14 protein-coding genes and 1 pseudogene are annotated in these 19,035 nt (G+C 61.0%); 10 read left to right on the top strand and 5 right to left on the bottom strand.

Features of this window, described 5'->3' with window-relative positions:
- Positions 1-37: 37 nt before the first annotated feature.
- Positions 38-1,036, bottom strand: coding sequence for a methyltransferase (locus ACIPOO_RS05820; protein ID WP_400605021.1), 999 nt, complete (start codon positions 1,034-1,036; stop codon positions 38-40).
- Positions 1,037-1,209: 173 nt separating this feature from the next.
- The gene (locus ACIPOO_RS05815; protein WP_400605019.1) at positions 1,210-2,175 is read right to left on the bottom strand and encodes a 2-hydroxyacid dehydrogenase; all 966 of its coding nucleotides are present in this window, start codon (positions 2,173-2,175) and stop codon (positions 1,210-1,212) included.
- 87 nt (positions 2,176-2,262) lie between these two features.
- Here ACIPOO_RS05815 and ACIPOO_RS05810 point away from each other — a divergent pair, with 87 nt between their 5' ends.
- Complete coding sequence (locus ACIPOO_RS05810; RefSeq protein ID WP_274132679.1) at positions 2,263-2,892, top strand: LysE family translocator; 630 nt, start codon at positions 2,263-2,265, stop codon at positions 2,890-2,892.
- 137 nt (positions 2,893-3,029) lie between these two features.
- On the opposite strand, the gene ACIPOO_RS05805 is transcribed toward ACIPOO_RS05810, so the two are convergent.
- Positions 3,030-3,800, bottom strand: a complete 771-nt coding sequence (locus ACIPOO_RS05805; protein WP_400605016.1) for an AraC family transcriptional regulator — start codon at positions 3,798-3,800, stop codon at positions 3,030-3,032.
- Positions 3,801-3,891: 91 nt separating this feature from the next.
- Here ACIPOO_RS05805 and ACIPOO_RS05800 point away from each other — a divergent pair, with 91 nt between their 5' ends.
- The 7 genes from ACIPOO_RS05800 to ACIPOO_RS05770 all read left to right on the top strand — a co-directional run bounded on the left by ACIPOO_RS05800 (position 3,892) and on the right by ACIPOO_RS05770 (position 15,398).
- Entirely contained in the window at positions 3,892-5,094 is a 1,203-nt protein-coding gene (locus ACIPOO_RS05800) for an MFS transporter (RefSeq protein WP_400605014.1), read from the top strand.
- A gap of 142 nt (positions 5,095-5,236) precedes the next feature.
- Positions 5,237-6,913 carry a fatty acid--CoA ligase gene (locus ACIPOO_RS05795; protein WP_400605012.1) on the top strand — a complete coding sequence of 559 codons (1,677 nt, stop codon included), beginning with the start codon at positions 5,237-5,239 and terminating at the stop codon, positions 6,911-6,913.
- A gap of 365 nt (positions 6,914-7,278) precedes the next feature.
- Positions 7,279-9,138 (top strand): DUF1302 domain-containing protein, encoded by a 1,860-nt coding sequence (locus ACIPOO_RS05790; protein ID WP_274132675.1) that lies wholly within the window; start codon positions 7,279-7,281, stop codon positions 9,136-9,138.
- Between the two features lie 15 nt (positions 9,139-9,153).
- Positions 9,154-10,518: a DUF1329 domain-containing protein gene (locus ACIPOO_RS05785; RefSeq protein ID WP_400605211.1), complete on the top strand. Its 1,365-nt coding sequence runs from the start codon at positions 9,154-9,156 to the stop codon at positions 10,516-10,518.
- A 415-nt stretch (positions 10,519-10,933) separates the two neighbouring features.
- Complete coding sequence (locus ACIPOO_RS05780; RefSeq protein WP_400605010.1) at positions 10,934-13,693, top strand: LuxR C-terminal-related transcriptional regulator; 2,760 nt, start codon at positions 10,934-10,936, stop codon at positions 13,691-13,693.
- Between the two features lie 116 nt (positions 13,694-13,809).
- Positions 13,810-15,132: a type II toxin-antitoxin system HipA family toxin gene (locus tag ACIPOO_RS05775; protein ID WP_400605008.1), complete on the top strand. Its 1,323-nt coding sequence runs from the start codon at positions 13,810-13,812 to the stop codon at positions 15,130-15,132.
- Positions 15,129-15,398: a helix-turn-helix domain-containing protein gene (locus ACIPOO_RS05770; protein ID WP_400605006.1), complete on the top strand. Its 270-nt coding sequence runs from the start codon at positions 15,129-15,131 to the stop codon at positions 15,396-15,398. Before ACIPOO_RS05775 ends, ACIPOO_RS05770 begins: the two co-directional genes overlap by 4 nt.
- Before the next feature lie 27 nt (positions 15,399-15,425).
- Here the strand turns inward: ACIPOO_RS05770 and ACIPOO_RS05765 are convergent, their stop codons facing one another.
- The gene (locus ACIPOO_RS05765; protein ID WP_400605004.1) at positions 15,426-16,616 is read right to left on the bottom strand and encodes an HD-GYP domain-containing protein; all 1,191 of its coding nucleotides are present in this window, start codon (positions 16,614-16,616) and stop codon (positions 15,426-15,428) included.
- A gap of 84 nt (positions 16,617-16,700) precedes the next feature.
- Here ACIPOO_RS05765 and ACIPOO_RS05760 point away from each other — a divergent pair.
- Both ACIPOO_RS05760 and ACIPOO_RS05755 read left to right on the top strand, forming a co-directional pair.
- Positions 16,701-17,636 (top strand): annotated as a pseudogene (locus ACIPOO_RS05760) (methyl-accepting chemotaxis protein); the annotation flags it as partial.
- A 9-nt stretch (positions 17,637-17,645) separates the two neighbouring features.
- On the top strand, positions 17,646-18,059 hold the full coding sequence (locus tag ACIPOO_RS05755) for a CZB domain-containing protein (RefSeq protein ID WP_400605209.1): 414 nt from the start codon (positions 17,646-17,648) through the stop codon (positions 18,057-18,059).
- Here the strand turns inward: ACIPOO_RS05755 and ACIPOO_RS05750 are convergent.
- Positions 18,001-18,795, bottom strand: a complete 795-nt coding sequence (locus tag ACIPOO_RS05750; RefSeq protein ID WP_400605207.1) for an Abi family protein — start codon at positions 18,793-18,795, stop codon at positions 18,001-18,003. The genes ACIPOO_RS05755 and ACIPOO_RS05750 overlap by 59 nt on opposite strands.
- Positions 18,796-19,035: the final 240 nt, after the last annotated feature.

Below are 19,035 nucleotides of genomic sequence, written 5' to 3'. Positions count from 1 at the left end.
TCTGCCTACAGCTTTTGCATTCGGCAAGCGCTAATTTTCACCCACGTTTTGCACGGTAAATCCGGAAACCCTGTCCTTCTGCCAAGACGGCACATACGCCAAGATGTTGCTCGATGATCGGCTGGTAGCGCAGGAAACTGTTGGCGACCAGCCGCATTTCGCCGCCTTTTTTCAGATGATCGCGGGCTTTTCGCAGCAGGGTTTCTGTTGCGGCGTAGTCGGTGTGAACGCCGGTATGGAAGGGCGGATTGGTCAGAATCGAATCCAGGTGTTTCGGCGCTGCGTCGATTCCGTCACCGGTAATGACCTCGCCTTCCAGGCCATTGGCGGCCAGGGTGAGGCGGCTGCTGGCGGTGGCGAAGGCATCCACGTCGAGCAGGGTCACTTGCATGCCTGGATTGCGGCGTTTGACCGCAGCGCCGAGCACACCAGCGCCACAACCGAAGTCCAGCAGGTGCCCGGTGGGCAGGTTGGCGATGTTCTCAAGCAACAGCGCCGAGCCGCGATCAAGGCGGCCGTGGCTGAACACGCCGGGCAGGCTGACGATTTTCAGTGGCTCGCCGTTCACATCGATTTCAAAGTGTTTGGCCAGGCTGTCCAGTTCGACTGCCTGTGGAGGGTTTTCCACGGTGACTTGCCAGAGCTGGCAGTGGCGGGCGCTGTCGAGTTTGCGGGCGCGGCCCAGGGGGCTCAGTTGGCGGGCAGCGGCTTCGATTCCGCCGCGTTTCTCGCCCACCAGGAACAGTTCCTTACCGGCCAGGCGGGAGGCGAGGGCGTTGATCAGGTAGTCGCTGAGGTCCCGCGCCTTGGGCAGGAACAGCACGGCGGCATCGAATGCTTCAGCAGGCGGTTCGGTGCCAAAGTGGGTGCGCGCGCCGAAGCGCGCGTCCAGCGCGGCGAAATCGCCGGCGTGCCAGCTCCAGCCCCGGGCATTGGGCAAGGTGCCGAGCAGATCGTCGGCAGGCAAGCCGGTCAGCAGCAAAGAGCCCTGAAACAGTTCGGCCTGACGGAGTAATACTTCACTGCGCGGGTCCATCTTCGGCTCCTGCAAAAAAACGCGGAGTTTAACAGGTGCAACGGGGCCTGCGCGTGACACGAAAAACGTTGAATGCCTAACGCCTGTAGGAGCGCGCTTGGTCTGGGCCGCATTCGGACGACGGCGGTGTGTCAGACGACACGCCATCGCGGGCAAGCGCGCTCCTACAGTTGTTAGCTGACTACGCGGATGGGCTGGCCTGCGTAAAACGCCTGGGCGTTCTCGTTCACCTGGCCGACGATGCGCTGCCGGGCTTCCTGGCTGCCCCAGGCGCTGTGCGGGGTGATGATCAGGCGCGGGATGTCCCCTGACAGCAGCGGGTTGCCGTTGACCGGTGGCTCGACGGTCAGCACGTCCGTCGCAGCGCCGCCCAGGTGACCATTACGCAGCGCATCGGCCAGCGCCTGCTCGTTGATCAGTCCGCCGCGAGCGGTGTTGACGATGAATGCCTTGGGCTTGAACAGGCTCAATTCATGGGCGCCGATCATGTCGCGGGTGTGTTCGTTGAGCGGGCAGTGCAGGGTCAAGGCATCGACCTGCGGCAGCAATTCATGCAGCGGCACGCGATCCGGGCGGGCAGGGCGGCCTGGAATCTGGCCCAGCAACACGCGCATGCCAAAGGCTTCGGCCAGTTTCGCCACCGCGCCGCCCAGCTCGCCATGACCCAGCAAGCCAAGGGTCTTGCCTTCCAGTTCGACGATGGGGAAATCCAGCAGGCAGAACTGTTTCGATTTCTGCCATTGGCCCTGGTGAATGGCTTGTTGATAGTCCGGCAGCCGGGTCGCCATCGCCAGCAGCAACATCAGCGTGTGTTGGGCCACGGACGGTGTGCCGTAGCCCTGGCAATTGCTCACCACCACGCCATGTTTGCGCGCAGCATCGAGGTCAACGTTGTTGACTCCGGTGGCGGTGACCAGTACCAGCTTCAAGTCCGGACAGGCGGCGAACGCGGCGGCATCGATCAGGATCTTGTTGGAAATGGCCACTTGCGCGCCTTGCAGGCGCTCGATCACCTGATCCTGTGTCGTGCTGCTGTGCAGAACCAGTTCGCTGAAGGTTTCACGCCAGGGGGCGAGGTCCAGATCGCCGAGGTCCAGAGAGGTGTGATCCAGGAAAACTGCTCTGCTTTGACTCGACATCAGCTGTACCTTTTGCTCGAAGGATGGGAGGCGTAAGGTAACGAACATATCAGAGCCTGTCGTTCGCCAACATATCTGGAGCACCCGATGTACTGGACGGAATTCCTCACCGTTGCGCTGATTCACCTGCTCGCCGTCGCAAGCCCGGGTCCGGACTTCGCGGTGGTGGTGCGTGAAAGCGTGACCCATGGCCGCAAGGCCGGCACCTACACCGCCATGGGCGTGGGCACCGCGATTTTTCTGCACGTCGGCTATTCGCTGCTGGGCATCGGGCTGATCGTTTCGCAGTCGATCGTGCTGTTCAACGCCTTGAAATGGGCGGCGGCGGCCTACCTGTTGTACATCGGCTTCAAGGCCCTGCGCGCCAAACCTGCCGGCGCATCCGATGCTCCGGTGGACATCGCCAAGGGCGAGCGCACAGCCAAGGGCGCCTATGTCGCAGGCTTCGTCACCAACGGCCTGAACCCCAAGGCGACGCTGTTTTTCCTGTCACTGTTCACTGTCGTGATCAACCCTCACACGCCGCTGCTGGTGCAGGCCGGTTATGGCGTTTACCTGGCCCTGGCGACCGGCATCTGGTTCTGCCTGGTGGCGCGCCTGTTCAGCCAGCCGCGCGTACGCGCAGGCTTCGCCCGCATGGGCCACTGGTTCGACCGCGCCATGGGCGGCGTGCTAGTGGCGCTGGGGATCAAGCTGGCGTTTACGCAGGCGAATTGATTGCCGTCAGCCACGCCACCTTGAACACCGCACAAAACCTGTAGGAGCGCGCTTGCCCGCGACGGCGGGGGGGCAGACGGCATTTTCGTTACAGGCACACCGCCGTCGTCCGAATGCGGCCCAGACCAAGCGCGCTTCTACAGGCGTTTCAGTTCTTTCAACTGCTTCAACGCCCCCAGATACTCCCGGGGGCTTTCCCCCAGCAGCCGGCTGAACATCGCACTGAACGCCCGGGCGCTGCCGTAGCCCAGGTCGTTCGCCACCCGCTGCACACTCTCGCCGTCCAGTAACCGTGGCAGCGCTTCCATCAGCCGCACCTGCTGGCGCCAGCTGTTGAAACTCAGCCCCAGTTCCTGACTGAACAACCTCGTCAGGGTGCGCGAGCTGGCGCCGACGTCCTGCGCCCAGTCCTCCAGCGTGTTGCCGTGATCCGGCTTCTGCAGCAGCGCCATGCAGATGTTCTGCAAGCGCCGGTCCCGGGGCATGGGAATGTGCAGCGGCAGATTCTCCAGGGTCGCGACTTCTTCGAGCATCAGCCGCTGGATCAAGGGATTGGCCGCGTGCTCATCACTCTGGGTAGCGCGCACGATCAATTCACGCAGCAAGGGCGTCACCGCCAGCACGCAGCAGTGGTTCAAACCCGGCGGGCAATGCTCGGCGGCGACGAACAGCGAGCGCATCAGGACCTCCCCGGACATGAAGATCTCATGCTCGACCCCCGGCGGAATCCACACCGCACGGCTGGGCGGGATCACCCACGCGCCACTGTCGGTAATCAGCCGCATCACACCGCTGACGGCATACAGCAGTTGCGCCTCGGCATGCAGGTGCCGGGGCTGGTGGGCGCCGTCGGGATAATCTCTGGGGTGGGCGGTGACGGGGCTGTGGCTGAGCAGGCTGATCAACATGGCGGATTCGATGACTTATGTGTCTCAAATGCGGTTTGTCGCCAACTTAGCATGATCCTCCACAATCACTGCAAGCCCAGGATGCGCTGCCATGAGTCAGACCCGAGCCGCCAACTCACCCCAACGGGTGATCCATTTCATCAACGCCGCCCACGTCATCGATCACATGTTCATGCTGATCTTTCCCGCCGCCGTGCTGGGCATGACCCACGCCTTCGCGCTGGACTACGCGCAACTGATCGGCCTGTCGCTGGGCGGCTTCATCGCCTTTGGTGCCTGTTCGCTACCGGCGGGCTGGCTGGGTGATCGCTGGAGCCGTCGGCACATGATGCTGGTGTTTTTCTTCGGCATCGGCGCGGCGTCGATTCTCACCGGGCTGAGTACCAGCACAACGATGCTGGCCATCGGCATGACTCTGGTCGGTGTCTTCGCCGCCATTTATCACCCTGTCGGTACGGCCATGCTGGTGGCCTATGCGCAGAATCGTGGGCGCGAGATTGGCGTGAATGGCATGTGGGGCAACCTGGGCGTGGCCTTTTCGGCATTGCTGACCGGCTTTCTGGTGGCGCAGTTCGGCTGGCGCTCGGCCTTTATCCTGCCTGGCGCGGTGGCCATGGTGATCGGGTTGCTGTTCGCCTGGCAGGTCAAGGACGAACCGATTCCGGCGCGCCCCCACGCCGCGCCCAAGGGCAGCTCGGGCCAGCGTATTTCCATGACCATGGTCTTTACCGTGCTGGCCATCGCCACGGCCACCGGCGGCGTGGTGTTCAACGCCACCACCATGACCTACCCGAAATTGTTTCAGGATCGCTTGCATGAGCTGTTCGCCTCGCCGCAGACCCTGGGCCTGGTCATCAGCCTGGCTTACGCCTTCGGCGCCGTTGCGCAACTGACCATTGGCCGTTTTCTCGACCGCTTCAGCCTCAAGTGGCCGTTCGTGATCCTGACCGTTGCCCAGGCGCCGTTTCTGTTCGCGATGGCGTACGTCGATAGCTGGCCGGTGATCGTGCTGGGCGCAGGCTTCATGTTTGTGGTGTTCGGCCAGGTCACGGTCAACGATGCGATGGTGGCCAACTTCGTGGCCCCGCAGTGGCAATCCCGGGTGTTCGCACTGCGTTACTTCCTGTCGTTCGGCGCCAGTGCCACGGCGATTCCGCTGATTGCCTTTGTCGAGCCGCGTCAGGGCCTGGCCGGGCTGTATGTGATCCTGGCCGGGTTCGCTGCACTGACCTTCGCTGCAGCGCTGATTTTTCCTCGAACTCCGGCGCAAAGCCCCGTCGCAAAGCTCGCCTAGGGCCGTTTTGCCCTTTCAAATGGCGCAATGCCTGTATGGTCGCTCGTCACCCGAATCATCCCTTTGGCTGATTTGGCTGGCGAGCGAAGGCTCTAGAGTGCATATTTTCGGCTCCGCCAATGCATCTTGAAAAGGGATTCCTATGCTGCAGACACGCGTGATTCCGCCAGCTGATGGCGCGTACCAGTATCCTCTGTTGATCAAACGCTTGCTGATGTCGGGCAGTCGCTATGAAAAAACGCGGGAAATCGTCTACCGGGACCAATCACGCTATTCGTATCTGACGCTCAACGAGCGGATCTGCAGACTTGCGAATGTGCTGACCGAGGCGGGAGTGAAAGCGGGCGATACGGTGGCCGTTATGGACTGGGACAGCCATCGCTATCTGGAATGCATGTTTGCCATTCCCATGATCGGCGCAGTGATCCACACCATCAACGTGCGCCTGTCTCCCGAGCAGATCCTGTTCACCATGAACCACGCCGAAGACACCTTCGTGCTGGTCAACAGCGAGTTCGTGCCGCTGTACAACTGCTTCGCCGACAAGCTCACGACCGTCGAGAAGACGCTGCTCCTGACCGACACCCCCGACCAGACCGCCGAGCTGCCGAACCTGGTGGGGGAGTACGAAACCCTGCTGGCGGCCGCAAGTCCGACCTATCACTTCGAAGACTTCGACGAGAACTCGGTGGCGACCACCTTCTATACCACCGGCACCACGGGCAATCCCAAGGGCGTGTACTTCACCCATCGCCAGCTCGTGCTGCACACCATGGCCGTGGCGACGATCATGGGCAGCGTCGAGGGGCTGCTGGGCACCGACAAGGTCTACATGCCGATCACTCCGATGTTCCACGTCCACGCCTGGGGCGTCCCATACGCCGCGACCATGCTGGGGGTGAAGCAGGTCTATCCCGGCCGTTACGACCCTGAACTGCTGGTGCAGTTGTGGCGCGACGAGAAAGTCAGTTTCTCCCACTGCGTGCCGACCATCATGCAAATGGTGCTCAACGCCAAGTCGGCCAAGGACGTCGATTTCACCGGCTGGAACATCATCATCGGCGGCAGCTCGCTCAACCGGTCGTTGTATGAGGCGGCCAAGGCCAAGGGCATCCAGTTGACCGCAGCCTACGGCATGTCCGAAACCGGGCCGCTGGTCTCGGTGGCGCATTTGAACGACGAGTTGATGGCGGGCAGCGAAGACGAACGCACCACCTACCGCATCAAGGCCGGTGCGCCAGGGGTACTGGTCGAGGCGGAAATCGTCGACGGCGAAGGCAACTTCCTGCCCCACGACGGCGAAACCCAGGGCGAACTGGTACTCCGTGCGCCATGGCTGACCGAGGGTTACTACCGTGAGCCCGAGAAAGGCGCCGAACTCTGGGCCGGCGGCTGGCTGCACACCGGCGACGTCGCGACGCTCGACAGCATGGGCGGCATCGATATCCGCGACCGCATCAAGGACGTGATCAAGACCGGCGGGGAGTGGGTGTCGTCACTTGAGCTGGAAGACCTGTGCAGCCGTCATCCCGGCGTGCGCGAAGTGGCGGTGGTCGGGATCGCCGATCCGCAGTGGGGCGAGCGGCCTTTCGCGCTGCTGGTCGCGCGGGAAGGGCATGCCATCGACGCCAAGGCCCTGAAGGAGCACCTCAAGCCTTTCGTGGAACAGGGGCACATTAACAAATGGGCGATTCCGAGCCAGATCGCTCTTGTTACCGAAATTCCCAAGACCAGCGTCGGCAAGCTCGACAAGAAGCGCATCCGCCTGGACATCCTCGAATGGCAGAGCACTAACAGCGCTTTCCTCTCCACCCTCTGACCTTCTGCACTTCACGCCCATTGCCACGATTTCGCTCGTGGCAATGTGTCGTGAACGTGTCTGGCTTGCGTCTTCCTTGCCATATTTCGAAATTCAGCCATCCTCCCTGTGCCGCACCCGTCGGCACGTCGAAATCGGCGTGCCAGACGCTCTGACGCTCAAATCACACTTTAGAGGGATCAAGCGCTAGCGCACGCTCGTTATAGTCGGCTTCAGGTCTGAACCGGAGAAAAACGCCACGTCGTTTCGCAGCTTCACATGGGCTGCCCGACACGCGTTGCCACTCAGCCACTGCGGATCGGTGAGCCTGGGTCGTTTCTGGAAGCACCCACTGCCATAAAAATAAAGCACATGGAGTAGCGTCGATGACATCTGCAAACCAGTTCTGGCGCCGGGCGAAACTGCCTCTGGCCGTCAGCCTCGCTTCAACGCTCGCCGGTCCTGCATTCGGCGTCAGTTTCAACATCGGGGAAATCGAAGGCAATTTCGACTCGTCGCTCTCCATCGGCGCCAGCTGGTCGACCGCCAAGCCCAACAAGGACCTGATCGGTGTCAACAACGGCGGGCGAGGCCTGTCCCAGACTTCCGACGACGGTCACCTGAACTTCAAGCGTGGGGAGACCTTCTCCAAGATCTTCAAGGGCGTGCACGACCTTGAGCTGAAATACGGTGACACCGGCGTGTTCATGCGCGGTAAATACTGGTACGACTTCGAGCTCAAGGATGAAAACCGCGAGTTCAAGGACATCAGCGATTCGGGCCGCAAAGAGGGCGCCAAGTCGTCCGGCTTCGAACTGCTCGACGCATTCGTCTACCACAACTATTCCATTGCCGATGAGCCGGGTTCCGTGCGTTTCGGCAAGCAGGTGGTGAGCTGGGGTGAAAGTACCTTCATCGGCGGCGGCATCAACTCGATCAACCCCATCGACGTCTCCGCGTTTCGTCGTCCCGGCTCGGAAATCAAGGAAGGCCTGATTCCGGTCAACATGTTCTACCTGTCCCAGAGCCTGACCGAGAACCTGTCGGCCGAAGCCTTCTACCAGCTCGAATGGGACCAGACCGTTGTCGACAACTGCGGCACCTTCTTCTCCCAGCCTGACGTGATCGCCGACGGTTGCAGCAACAACCTGCGCGTGCTGAACAAGCGCTCGACCATTCCGGCTGCCGCCTTGCCAACCCTCACCGCGCTTGGCGTCGACGTGAACCAGGAAGGCGTGCTGGTGCGCCGTGGCCCGGACCGCGATGCCCGGGACAGCGGCCAGTTCGGCGTGGCGATGCACTACAACTTCGAACCGCTGGATACCGAATTCGGCGCGTACTTCATGAATTACCACAGCCGCAACCCGATCTTCAGTGCCCAGGGTGCCGCCGCTTCGGCGTACACCCGTCCACTGGGGCCACTGGCTGCGCTCCGTCCGCTGATCGTGGCGGGCAGCTCCAACTACTTCGTCGAGTACCCGGAAGACATCCGCCTGTACGGCCTGAGCTTCTCCACCACCTTGCCAACCGGTACGGCCTGGAGCGGTGAACTGAGCTACCGTCCGAACGCGCCTGTGCAATTGAGCACCACCGACATCCTGTTTGCCGGTGTGACGCCGATCCCGGGCTTTGCCAACGCCTCTGTGCTGACCGGTACTCCGGGGCAGGACCTGCACGGTTACAACCGTAAGGAAGTTACCCAGTTCCAGACCACCTTCACCCACTTCTTCGACCAGATCATGGGCGCCAGCCGCCTGACCACCGTCGCTGAAGTCGGGGTGACCCACGTCGGTGGCCTGGAAAGCAAATCCGATGCGCGCTACGGCCGTGACCCGGTCTTCGGCCCTGGTTCGCTGCCCGGCAACTTCTGCAACGTGCTGAACAACTCGACCGCACAAGGCGGTGGCCTGCCAAATGCCGCCGGCCTGAACACCAACTGCAGCAACGATGGCTACACCACCGCGACCTCCTGGGGTTATCGCGCCCGTGCCATCTGGGACTACAACAACGTGTTCGCCGGGGTGAACCTCAAGCCGAGCGTGGCCTGGTCCCATGACGTCAAGGGTTACTCGCCAGGTCCTGGCGGCAACTTCGAGGAAGGTCGCAAGGCGGTCAGCCTGGGCGTGGAAGCGGAGTACCAGAACACCTACACCGCCAACCTTTCCTACACCAACTTCTTCGGCGGCGATTTCAGCACCGTGGATGACCGCGACTTCGTGGCCCTCAGCTTCGGCGTGAACTTCTAAGGACGATTTATGAACATGAAAATCACCAAGAGTCTGTTGCCTGTCGCCATGCTGGGCCTGTCACTTCTGGCCACCAGCGTGATGGCGGCAGTTTCTCCGGACGAGGCCGCCAAGCTGGGCACTACCCTGACCCCGATGGGCGCGGAAAAAGCCGGTAACGCCGACAATTCGATCCCGGCCTGGAGCCCGATGCCGACCAACGCCGGCGCGGTCGATGACAAGGGCTTCCTGGCCAACCCGTACGCCAACGAGAAACCGCTGTTCACCATCACCGCGCAGAACGTGGAGCAGTACAAGAACAAGCTGGCGCCCGGCCAATACGCGATGTTCAAGCGTTACCCGGACAGCTTCAAGATGCCGGTCTACCCCTCGCACCGTGGCGCCACTGTGCCGGCCGATGTGTTCGCCGCCATCAAGAAAAACGCCACCAACACCAAGCTGGTCGCTGGCGGCAACGGTCTGGAAAACTTCGAAACCGCAGTGCCGTTCCCGATTCCCAAGGACGGCCTGGAGGTGATCTGGAACCACATCACCCGCTACCGTGGCGGCAGCGTGTCGCGCCTGGTGACCCAGGCCACGCCGCAGACCAACGGTTCGTTCAACCCGGTGTATTTCCACGATGAGTTCGTGTTCCGCGACAAGATGAAGGATTTCGATCCGAAGAACCCGGGCAACATCCTGTTCTACTTCAAGCAGGAAGTGACCGCGCCAGCGCGTCTGGCCGGTTCCGTGCTGCTGGTTCACGAAACCCTCGACCAGGTCAAAGAGCCACGTGCAGCGTGGGTCTACAACGCCGGGCAACGTCGCGTACGTCGCGCACCGCAAGTGTCCTACGACGGCCCGGGTACCGCAGCCGACGGCCTGCGCACCTCCGACAACCTCGACATGTTCAACGGCGCGCCGGATCGCTATGACTGGAAACTGATCGGCAAACAGGAAATGTACATCGCCTCCGACAGCTACAAGCTCGACGATCCGAAGCTCAAGTACGCCGACATCATCAAGGCCGGCCACATCAACCAGGACCTGGCGCGCTATGAGCTGCGTCGCGTCTGGCACGTGACCGCGACCCTCAAGGACGGCCAGCGCCACATCTACGCCAAGCGTGACTTCTTCATCGACGAAGACACCTGGCAGGCAGCGGTGATCGATCACTACGATGGTCGTGGCCAACTGTGGCGCGTGGCCGAGGCCCATGCCGAGAACTACTACGACAAGCAAGTGCCGTGGTATGCCCTGGAAGCGCTGTATGACCTGCAATCGGGCCGCTACCTGGCGCTGGGCATGAAGAACGAAGAGAAGAAGGCCTACGACTTCGGCTTCACGGCTTCCATCAGTGACTTCCAGCCCAACGCCCTGCGCCAGGAAGGGGTGCGTTGATCTGAGCTGAATTGGCGCAGAGCTGCCTTGTTGATCACAGCTGCAAAGCACCGTTGTCCTGCGCCGCCTTACCCTATGGTTGAACCCCATAGCCGCAAGAAGAAAACGCCCCGATTCGTCGGGGTGTTTTTTATTGTGTATGGGCTGGCTTGTCGCTGAATTTGGCTTCTGTAGGAGCGCGCTTGCCCGCGACCGCGGTGTGTCAGGTTCGCATCAACACCAGAAAGAACGCCATCGCGGGCAAGCGCGCTCCTACGGAATCGGTGTTCGAAAACATATAAAGCAACATTCGCACTGTTGATTGGATATGTTTTCTTACAGACTTTCGTCGAACTTTCTTCAAAACTCCAGGCATAGCCGCTAGTCTCCGGATCATCTGAACGCCGAATAACAAGCATCTCAACAAGAGCCGGCCATGACTGATCTGTCGCGTTTGCAGGGATTCGCAAATCACGCAGTCACTGCGTTGGAAGGACGTTTCTTCCGCCCACCCTTGCCCGAAGGCTATGTGCCCAGACCCCGGCTGTGCCAGCGCTTGAGCGCCGGTCTGTCCGGTCGCCTGTTGCTGGTCAGCGCGCCGGCCGGGTTCGGCAAGAGCTCGCTGGCGGTGGAGTTCTGTCAGAGCCTGCCCAGTCAGTGGCAAAGCCTTTGGCTGGGCCTGAGCCAGCGCGACAGCGATCCGGGGCGGTTTCTGGAACGGCTGCTTTGCGGCCTTCAGCAGTTTTTCCCGCAGTTGGGCAATCAGGCGCTGGGCCTGTTGAAGATGCGTCAGCGCCATCAGCCCTTTGCCTTCGAGGAATGGCTCGACGGCCTGCTGGACGAGCTGGCGATGCACCTGATGCTGAGCAAGCCGCTGTTGCTGGTGCTCGACGACTATCACCTGGTGCAGGGCCCCGTGCTGGATCGCTGCCTTCAATTCCTGCTCAATCACTTGCCGGCCGGCATGATCGTCATGGTCACCAGCCGCCAGCGTCCTGACTGGCATCTGGCGCGGCTGCGTCTTTCCCGGCAGTTGCTCGAGCTTTCCGAGCAGGACCTGCGCCTGACCCACGACGAATCACTGGCGGTCCTTGAGCAGCACAGCAGTTCACTGACCGAGGAAGCGTTGCACACACTGCTGCAACGCAGCGAGGGGTGGGTCGCGGGTTTGCGCTTCTGGCAACTGGCAGCCACTGAAGCCGGCAGCGATGCCTTGAATCACGGGTTCAACGGCGGAGAGGGGCTGATTCGGGAGTATCTGCTCGAAGAGGTCATCGATTGCCTGCCTGCCGATGTGCAGGCCTTCCTCTATGAAACGGCCTGTCTCGAAAAATTCTGCGCAGCCCTGTGCAATGCCGCCCGGGATACCCACGACAGCAGCGAAATGCTCGCTTTCCTGCAAGCGCATCAGGTTTTTCTGGTGCCGCTGGACGAAACCGGGCGCTGGTTTCGCTATCACCATCTTTTTTCCGACCTGCTGCGCGCCCGCGCTGGCAGTAACGTCGCGCCGCAGCAACGGCGCCTGCATCTGAATGCCTGCCGCTGGTTCAGTGAACAGGGCCTGCTGGATGAAGCCATCGAACAGGCCCTGCGCGCGGGCCATCTGGATGTGGCGGCCAACCTGGTACAAAACCTCTCCGAGGAGCAATTGCTCGCCGAGCAGAACGTCGGAATGCTGCTGCGCTGGAAGATGGACCTGCCCGACAGCCTGCTGGTCAGCACGCCGCGTCTGATCGTGCTGTACGCCTGGGCGCTGGGGCTGGCCTGCCAGCTGGATGCCGCCGAGGAACTGGGCAATCAACTGAGTCGCTTTCTACCGGCGCCTTCGGCCACGGCGCAGAAATCCATGCTGGCCCAGTGGCTGGCGCTCAGCGGCATCATCGCCCGCGGGCGCGGCGACAGCGAAACGGCCCATCGCTACTGCAGCGAGGCCCTGGCGAGCCTTCCGCAGAAACGCTACGGGCAGCGGCTGATGTGTCTGTCGACGCTGGCCAATCTGGCGATTGCCGAGGGCGACCTGTGGCGCGCCCGGGCACGCAATCGCGAAGCACTAGAATTGGCCCAGCGGGTGGCCAATCCGCTATTCGAAGCGCTGGCGCATTACGATCGTGCGCGCACCTTGCAGGCTCGCGGCGAGGCGTTGCGCGCCCTGGAAGAGGTGCGTCAGGGCCTCAAGCGATTGAACGGACTGTCTTCGCAGCGCCTGTATGCCGTGCGTGCGCGTTTGACGCTGTACGAAGGCTACCTGCTCGCCCAGTGCCTGCAACCGGTGGCCGGACGCGAGCGCCTTGCCGCAGGCCTTGCCGAAGCCCGCGCCTGTCGTGACATCAGCGTGCTGATCGGGCACTGCGTGATCGCCGGGCTGGAAGGCCGGGAAGGGCGCTTTGCCGAGGCCTTCGCGGAGCTGGCCGAAGCCGAACGCCTGATGCACATCTGGGACGTGCCGCCAGTGTATTACCTGGCGATGATTACCCTGGCCAAATGCGAACTGTGGCTGACCCAGGGCCGCATCGACCTGGCCGACGCCTGGCTGCTGCGCCTGGGCCAGACCTACGGTGGCGAGCATCCTGCCGCAGCGCCCGAATGCCTGCCGCAGATGCCGCAGCACATCGAACTGCTGCGCGCCATGCTCGACCGGATCCAGGGCCGCACGGAACAATCAGCCCTGCGCCTGACACAGCTGCGAGACGACGCCTTGAAAACCGGCGCAGGTGTGCTCGCGCTGCATGCGTCGAGCCAGCACATCCTGCTGGCGCTGGACGCATCCGACCGCGCCCTCGCACAAAAACTGCTGGAACCTGCGCTACAGGCCGCCACCGGCGGAGCCATTCTGCCGCTGCTCGGTGTAATCCGCCAACACCCCGACTGGCTTCGCGAACAACTGCTCAAGCGCCCTGCGTGCCGACTGGTCAGCTACCTGCTCGACCAGCTTCCCCCAGGCCCCGACAAAGACCTGCCCTGCGCGCGTGATCCCTCTGAACAGATCGCCTGCGCCGGCACCGACGCCCTGAGCGCACGGGAGCTGGGCGTGTTGCAACTCATCGCCCAGGGCTGCTCGAATCAGGAAATCAGCGACCGCCTGTTCATCTCCCTGCACACCGTCAAAACCCACGCCAGCCATATCAACAGCAAGCTTGGGGTCGAACGTCGGACCCAGGCGGTGGCGCGGGCGCAGGAGTTGGGGTTGTTGGGGTGAGATAAATCGGTATTAAAATGCCGATTTTTTGAACATAAGCGCTTTGGTCGGCATTAAATTGCCTTTTTGCTTCGTCTTGGCTATGGTCATAGGCATTAAATTGCCGAGTTGCGTTCATGCTGCTTACCTTACAGCTGTATGCCGACCATCGTTGGCGCGACGTGATGCGCCTGGAGTTCGAGCAGCCTGAAAAGGGCCAGAACAGTCCGTGCAGCTTTGGTTACGATCAGCACTACCTGGTTGAAAATCTGCAAGCGCTTGGATCTACGACGGCCCAGTCTGTCAGCGCCATGATCCCTCTGGCGTGGGACCTGCACCGCACCCCAGGATTTCCGCCGTTTTTGCTGGATATTCTTCCAGCCGGGGCGGCTCGCAGGTTTTTGCTGGCAAGACTTGCAATCCCTGAGGGCGAAAACACGTCTGCGGATCTGACATTGCTGCAGCGTTGCACACCCGCGCCTGTTGGACATCTTCGGATCAAGGAATCTGTCGATGCTCTGGGAAAGGGGCAAAGCATCGGCTTTGATCGAAGTGAAGTCATCACTCGCGACAGCCGTTTTCTGGAATATGCCTACGAGCAAGGCGCCGCAGTCGGTGGCGCGACGGGGGCAGGGGGCGAGGCGCCGAAGCTGTTGCTCGCTGAGGATGCAGGCGGTTTTTTGCACTCCGATGCCACCCTCGCAGACAATCTGGTCCGTCAGCACTGGTTCGTCAAATTCTCGCGTAACAAAGGCAATGAGACAGATCGAACCATCCTCAGAAGCGAGTTCTGTTATTACAAGGCACTGGAGCGTATCGGGGTCAACACCGTGTCGTGCGATGGCATGACGCTGGAGGAGTCCGCCAAGCCCAGCCTGTGGATGAAGCGTTTTGATCGCACGGTGAGCGAGGACAGGGTGAGCCGGCAGGCCGTAGAGTCAGTGTATTCCCTGGCACAGATCACCCGCCCGGGCAGCTACATGTCCCATGTAGATGTCGTGAAAGTACTTGCCCAGGCTTGGGAGGCCAATGGGCAGCGGGATGAGATTCCCGAACTGATCGCCGAGTATCTTCGCCGGGATCTGATCAACCAGATTCTGGGCAACAGCGACAATCATGGCCGCAACACCTCCATCGTACGTGACCCACAGCGTCTGGCCTTATCGCCCATCTATGACTTGGCGCCCATGGTCATGGACGAAGAGGGAATAACCCGCACGACCAAGTGGCCTGATCCGGTGGAGCGTGCAGGTGAAGTGGACTGGATGGCAGCTTGCAGGTCGCTCGCCGTGTGGGGCGACAGCGATCAGTGGTTCGAGGGACTCAGGGACGACGCCCGCCGCTTTCTTGCCTTGCCTGATCTATTGAGCGAAGCAGGGTTGCCGCACATGACCTTCAAGCATCCGCGCATCGCTTTGTCTCGTCTGGATGCGACGCTGAAAGCATGGGGCCTGCTATGACGAATGAACTACGCCAGCGCGGCATCATCCTGGATGAGTTGCGCACGCAACTGGCGGAGGGAGCGATCAGCATCGGAGCCGCCGTCAAGCGGCTGCGCAGCGAGATCACCGGATTACGTCAGGAGCAGTTTGCCGATATGTGCAAGATTTCGTTGCGCACTCTGCGGCAGATCGAACAGGACGAAGGCAATCCCACCATCAATACGCTTAACGCGGTCTTCAAGCCGTTCGGGATGCGTGTAGGCATCGTTCCTACGCGGCGCTGATATGCAATTGCCCTGGCAGGCAACGCCTCACCCAGGCGCGCCTGCCCACAGGGTCTCCACATCCCTGACGCCCCAATCCTGGGCGAGTTCGTATTTGACGATCATGTCCTGCCCCAGCGAGAGGTTGATGACCTCATGGGGGACGGAGAGGCCGGTTCGTGTGGACATGAAGACTTTCACTTTCGGATGCAGCAGTGATTTCTCGCCTTGCTCAAGCACGACGCCCAGCCGCTCGCTCCTGAGGCGTACCAGGGCGCCGATCGGGTAGATCCCCACGGTTTTGACGAAGTGCTGGAATATCTGCTCATCGAAATGCCCTTTCCATGAAGCCATCTCGCGAATCGATTGCGCGCCGTCCCAGCCCTTTTTATAGGGCCGTTCCGAGGTGACGGCGTCGTACACGTCGCAGATCGCACCCATCCTGGCGAACAGGCTGATGTCATCGCCCTTCAGACCGTGCGGATAACCCGTGCCGTCGATTTTCTCGTGGTGATGCAGGCAGACGTCCATGACCGCCTGAGTCACTTGCTCGGTGCTCCGAAGAATCTCGAATCCGGCCTGGGGATGAATCTTCATGGCCTCGTATTCATCCAGCGTCAGGCTGCCCGGCTTGTTGAGGATGGCCTGGGGGATCGTCATCTTGCCGACGTCGTGCATCAGCCCTGCAACCCCTGCCTCGCGCACCTGTTCTTCGCTCAGGTTCATCTGCCGGGCGAGGGCGACCATCAGCGCGCAGACCGCCACTGAATGCATGTAGGTGTATTCGTCGGAGGTCTTAAGGCGCGAAAGGCTGATCAACGCGTGGGGGTGGCGCATGATCGAGGTCGAGATTTCTTCGACCAATAAATCGACGTCCTCGGTGTTCATCGAGCGCCCCATGCGCGCATCGCTGAACATGGTCATGACCGCCGCTTTGGCCCGCCCGCATATCAGCCTGGCGCGGGCCAGTTCCTTGTCCATGGAGGCAGGCGCGGTGTCGGTCTCGCGGATGAGGGGCGAAGCGATGCGTTCACAGGGCGTCGAGCCATCGGGGCTCCTGCCGCGTCCTATGTCGATCCATACCTCGCGGGTCGAGGCCTGGATACGACGCAGCACCGCTTCATCGCGAAGTTCGCGTTCGATATGTTCAGTCCAGAAGGGATCGTTGATCCGTGGGCGACAGAACTCATGGATATACATGCCCAGAGTGAGATCGGATACGGCGATTTTTCTCAGCATAAGACAACTCTTTAACGCTCAGGTCCGGGCTTTCCTGCAAGGGCATCGAGTTGTTTGCTTTTCTCTCGAGCGCCAGCCAATCCGATGGTTGCGCAGTGCCAGTATACGAGCCGGTCTTTGAAGAAATCATTAAGGAAAAGTGTGGCCCACTCGCAGGGATTTTGCTTTTTGTGTGCAAACAATGAGTTACCGATCACAGACCGGTTATCGAAGAGGTCAGCCACGGAAAAACAGCGCCCGAAGCGGACTGTCAGAACGGTGGTCTATGCCGTTACCGCACAATTGGATCTTTTCATCCAGATACGGCCAACCGTACTTTCCGCGCTTTCGCCCGCATTGGCGGGGCAGGGGGATGGCATGGGTCTGATGTGGTGGAAAGAGGCCGCTGTGCCTCAGGTGGAATCGGCGTCAACGGGCCGAAGCGGCCCGACGGCAGAACAGCTGCAGGCTTTGATTGTCGAGCTGCGTGAGGCGAAAAAAGACGACCTGCGTCAGCGCGACTTCTATCGGGGCCTTTCTGAGAATCTACTTACGTGTGGCAATTCTCTTTCCCACGTCAGCGAGTCCTTTTCCTCCCTTAACCAGCAACTCAAGACCAACCATCAGCGCGCTGACAACGTTGCCCGCTCGGCCATCGACAATCGCGAGCAGATCAGCCACCTGCAGGAGCAGTCGCGGGTGATGGAAGCGGGTGTCGATGCACTGGAAACCGTGATCAACCATCTGGTGGGTCGCGCGGGTGAAATTGACCGCATCGTCGACCTCATCAGTGACATCGCCCGCCAGACCAACCTGCTGGCCCTCAATGCCGCCATCGAGGCGGCGAGGGCGGGTGAGTCAGGCCGCGGATTTGCGGTAGTTGCGGGAGAAGTCCGCCACCTGGCCGAGAAAACGGCTCAGGCCACGCAGGAAATCGTCAAGGAAACCTCGGCCATCCAGCAGGACATCCAGGTTGCCAAACAGGCCATTTCCGAACAGAGCCAGGCATCCGGTGCATTCTCCGTGGTCATCGACAAGACCGCCCAGGCCATGGCCGGCATGTATGACGAAGCCCAGACCATGCAGCGGGAAATCGACCAGTCGCACCTGCTCTCGAAGATCGAACTGGCCAACATGGAAGAACTCACCCTCAAGGTCGCCGTCTACGACCGCCTGCTCAACCCGCGCCCCGAACCTCTCGTCCTGCCCGACGAGACCGAATGCCTGTTCGGCAAGTGGTACTACGAACAGCAAGACCCCAACCAGCAACGCAGCGCCGAATTCCGCCGCCTGGAAATCCCCCACCAACTGGTGCACACCAGCGGCCAGGCCGCCATCGATGCCCATGCACAGGGCGAGCTGGAAAAAACGCTGGAGCACGTCGCGAAGATGGAGGCCGCGAACGTCACGGTGATGCAGGCTGTGAAGGGGTTGTTGAAAGGCAGGAGAATGGGGCTGGGCTGAAAAGTGTGGAGTCCAAAAAAATGTAACGGGACAAGTGTGTGTGTTGCCTACGCCTAGGGCTGACGCTTAACATACATCCCAACACGGCCCCCGCCTCTTGGCTTTTCATTGAGCTTACGCGGGGGTTTTTATTTGCCTGTGGAAAAGTGTTCGGTCCACCAGGCCTCCCACTCCGGCGGCGCACCTGAGTCTGCGAGGGAGAGCTTTCGGCTGGAGTGTTGCAGCGGGAAGCGGTCGAGGTGCTGCTTAAGGTACTGATGCCACGTAGAGTGAGGTGCAACGTGCTTAACCATGTGCAGGACGATGGCCAATAGCAGTCTTCCTTGGATCGCTTGAGCAGTGCGCTGTATTTCTGCTGCCATGCTTCAAAGGCTGTCTTGCCTGTGGATCTTGAGAGCCGAGCCGCAAATGACGGGTGTAGCGCTGCCGGATTCAGATGGGCGAGCGGGTTTCTGGCGCCCAGCCGGTAAGCGATATCGACGCGCAGGGCAATTTCAATGGACTCCAGTGCGTCCATGAGGATCAGGCGAAGCTGCTTATCGAAGTGGTACAGATTCACTGCATCGTTGAACTGCGTTCCAGGTTCGAACAGATCCGTTTTAACGTAGCCAAGTTGCTCCCTGCCCGACTCCCGCGTGAGCTCGAAAGATCTGAGTGGATACCAGTAGCCGCTGAGCCGGTAGTAACCAATATGCTCCAACTGATGGAGTGCCCACCTCTCGTCACTAATGTTCATGCCGCGGCGTTTGAGCAGATCCAGCTGATCAACGAATGATTTCCAGGGTCGTTGATATGCTCCCGGGGAGAGCTGCGAATTGGGATCGGGTTCTTGCTGTTGCATCGTGAAAGGACGCCCTGTCGAGAAAGGGCAATTTACATCGCCGACAATGGTGGCAGACGTAGGAGATCTCCGTATTTGCCTGCAGATTTGGCATCTAATACAGTCCGCGAATGCGTCACGATGCTTCACTGCACT

It is taken from the genome of Pseudomonas sp. NPDC090201, from assembly GCF_044746825.1.
Classification (GTDB): domain Bacteria; phylum Pseudomonadota; class Gammaproteobacteria; order Pseudomonadales; family Pseudomonadaceae; genus Aquipseudomonas; species Aquipseudomonas putida_AD.
The sequence above is the reverse complement of the archived record's forward strand: the minus strand, read 5'-3'. Positions and strand labels throughout refer to the sequence as shown.